The following is a 3,388-nucleotide window of genomic DNA, read 5'->3' as shown; positions in this document are numbered from 1 at the left end:
GAGTATGGTCTCTGCCGAAAACCGGTCGCCACTTCTCGGGATCACGCTCGCCTTCTTGCCTGAGCATGATCTCTTCCAAAAACCGGGTCCCACTTTTCGGGATCATCCTCTGCCACGTCCATCGTTGCGCCAGACGCCGTCGTCGGCCATCAGCTCACTCAATATGCCCTCGCGCAGGCCACGGTCGGCGACGCGCAGCCGCTCCGACGGCCATACCGCGCGGATCGCCTCGAGGATAGCACAGCCGGCGAGCACCAGATCGGCGCGATCAGCCCCGATGCAAGGGTTGGCGCAGCGCTGCTGGAAATCCCAGCCGACCAGCTTTTCGACCATGCGGTCGACGCTGTCGCGGTCCATCCACAGCCCGTCGACGCGCCGGCGGTCGTAGCGTTCGAGGTCAAGGTGGACGCCGGCCAGAGTCGTCACAGTGCCCGACGTGCCAAGCAGATGGAAATTCGGGCTGGCCTTGAGATGGCTCAACCGGTCGCGACCGTCGAAGCTTGCCAACCGGTTGGCGACGTCGTCGACCATGGCGGCAAAGATCTCGCGTGTCACCGTGCGGCCGCCAAAACGCTCGGCCAGCGACACGACGCCGACCGGCAGCGACGTCCACGACACGATATGGTGGGCGAGCCGCGGCGAACGGCGGCCGCTGAGGTCGATCAGCGCGATTTCGGACGAACCACCGCCAATGTCGAACAGGACGACGCCTTGGGTGTCGCGCTCGACCAGCGAACCGCAGCCGGAAACCGCCAGCCGCGCTTCGGTCTGGCGATCGATGATCTCGAGCTTCAGGCCGGCCTCGCGCTCGACGCGATCAAGGAATTCGACGCCGTTTTCAGCCGAGCGGCAGGCTTCGGTGGCGATCAGCCGGGCTTTTCTGATCTTGCGGTTGCGCAATTTGTCGCCGCAGATCTTCAGCGCCTCGACCGCGCGGTCCATCGCCGGCTGGCCGAGCCGGCCGTTGGCTGTGAGCCCCTCGCCCAACCTGACGATGCGTGAAAAGGCGTCGATGACGCGGAACTGGCCATGCCGCGTCGGCACGGCAACCAGCAGCCGGCAATTGTTGGTGCCGAGGTCGAGAGCCGCAAACACCGGAAGCTCCTGCAGCGGCGACCGGTGGGCGCCCGGTTCGTGCCGTGCTGGCGCAACGGCGGGCAAGACCGCCGAATTGGGCAGTTTTGCTGCTTCCGCCGCCGAACTGGCGTTGCCGGGCACAGGCGATCGATTTCCTATGGGGTGCGCCTCGTCGCGCGCAAAAACCTTGCGCCCGCGCCTTCGCTTGCGCCGCTTCTTGGGCTTGCCCTTCTGGCTATGGGTTGAGTCGCCAGCCTGCCCGTCGGCGGAGCGGGACTCCGTCGGGCGGCTTTGCCGCCATGAGCCTGCTGGCCCTGGGGAAGCGCTGGACGCACCCACCTCCGGCGCGCCGGCGCCGGTGTCGCGGTCTTCCACTGTCGTTCCTTCCGGCGCCGCGCGAACCGATGACGGACGCAGCAGGCGCTTTGACGTGTTTTAAGTTGCCGCCAGACTAACAGTGCCGCGCCCGATCACCAAGAGCCGCGCGCTCAATTTTGCCGGCTCGGCGCGTGAACCGCCATTGAGGCCGTGCCACGCAATGTACCCGTAAGCCTCGATTGGTAGGCGCAATGCCGGCTGGCGTCCCGTTGGGCCGCCCCTCGACGCAGACAATTCCTGCCGGCTGCCGCAACGCAAACCGTTCGCGGTTGAATAGCCGGCTTCAATGAGGCATTTCTGAAATGAGCGTAGGAATCCGGCGCAACCGGCCTCTCGACAGCAAAGGAAGCGGACCCGCAACGCATGGCAATCAGGCAATGAACTGGAGACGCTATTTCTGGCCGGTCGTCGGCATTGCGGCGGTGATTTTCTCGCTGCTCCTGCTCTGGCACGAACTGCGCGGCATCTCGCTGGACGATGTCTGGGACGGGATATCGGCGATTCCAGCTCGCCGCTGGATTCTCGCGGCGCTGTGTTCGGTCGTCGCCTATGCCTCGCTCGCCGGCTACGACCACATAGCGCTCTTGCATATCGGCAAGAAAGTGTCGTGGCTGTTCGTCACGCTCTGCTCCTTCACCACCTATGCGCTGTCGCACAACATCGGCGGGTCGGTGTTCTCCGGCGCCGTCATCCGCTACCGCGCCTATGGCACCAGGGGGCTCACCGGCCAGGATGTCGGCGTGCTGGTGGCGATTTGCTGGATCACCTTCGTGCTGTCGACGATCCTAGCCTCCGGCCTCGTATTGGTCTTCGAGCCTGAGATTCTCGACCGGTTTTCAGGCATCGCCCATCACGGCCTGTCGGAAGCGGCGGGGATCGTGATGCTGCTGCTCGTCGCCGCCTACATATTCGGCAGCTGGCTGCATCTGCGCCCACTGAAGATCGCCAGCTTCCAGTTGCACTACCCGGCGCTGCCGATCGTCGCGCGGCAATTGCTGATCGGCCCGGTCGAACTGCTGGCGGCGGCTGCGATCATCTTCTTTGCCCTGCCATCGATCCACAACCCCGGCTATTTTGTCGTCCTCGGGGTTTTCCTGGTCTCGTTCTCGATCGCGCAGATCTCGCATGCGCCGGGTGGGCTCGGCGTGTTCGAAGTGGTGTTCCTGGCGGGGCTGTCCGACATGGATCCGGTCGGCGTGCTGGCGGCACTGCTGGTGTTCAGGCTGTTCTACCTGGTCATCCCGCTGATTCTGGGCCTTGGCATCGTGCTGTTCTTCGAACGGTCGCAGTTCAGCCGAAGCGAGAGCTGAGGCGCGGGTGGACTTGGCGTCGCCCGACGCAATGCGTGGAACCAACTTACAAAACGGACCGACAAAACGTTGCGATTGAACTGCCGAGCAGGCTTGACTATTTTCCGCTGGCGGCTACAAGGCAGCGCTCAAGCGGCTTGGCCGCTCGGCCCGCACGGTTCATGACCGCGCTTGCTGGGGAATAGGTTAACGGTAGACCCACGGACTCTGACTCCGTTAGTCCTGGTTCGAATCCAGGTTCCCCAGCCAACCAATTTCAAACACTTAGCTGCCAAATGCYCCAAAAATCATGTTGCTAGGCCCGTGTAGCGTTAGCAACCTAAGCCATTGATTTGTAACGATTGGTAATGGTTGCGGGAATCGCGATAGCAACATGGATAGCAACATGGCGGCATGAAACCCCATCGAAGTGGGGGCTAAACCTAAACCTTCGTTTAGGCAGCAAGACCTTCGCACAATTGCGGCGACGTACTGCAGCCGGTACTTTATCAGCTATCGGCCATCTACTCCTCCCAAGATGCGATGCCGGTACCCAGCTAACTCCTCCCCCAAGGTTAGCTCAGATAAACCCGCTGCCATTCCCCGTTCGGCAGCGGGTTTTTCGTCTGCGACCACCACAACAA

2 protein-coding genes and 1 tRNA gene are annotated in these 3,388 nt (G+C 63.0%); 2 read left to right on the top strand and 1 reads right to left on the bottom strand.

The annotated features are described in order from the left end of the window. Positions 1–102: 102 nt before the first annotated feature. Positions 103–1,452, bottom strand: a complete 1,350-nt coding sequence (locus ACXJ7R_RS27980) for a Ppx/GppA phosphatase family protein (RefSeq protein ID WP_457154653.1) — start codon at positions 1,450–1,452, stop codon at positions 103–105. Positions 1,453–1,832: 380 nt separating this feature from the next. Between ACXJ7R_RS27980 and ACXJ7R_RS27975 the strand changes: the two genes are divergently transcribed. Continuing rightward, on the top strand, positions 1,833–2,765 hold the full coding sequence (locus ACXJ7R_RS27975) for a lysylphosphatidylglycerol synthase domain-containing protein (protein ID WP_457154652.1): 933 nt from the start codon (positions 1,833–1,835) through the stop codon (positions 2,763–2,765). Positions 2,766–2,940: 175 nt separating this feature from the next. After that, a tRNA-Gln gene (locus ACXJ7R_RS27970) sits at positions 2,941–3,014 on the top strand. Positions 3,015–3,388: the final 374 nt, after the last annotated feature.

It is taken from the genome of Mesorhizobium sp. P5_C1, from assembly GCF_054049815.1.
This window is presented reverse-complemented; position numbering and strand designations above follow the sequence as displayed.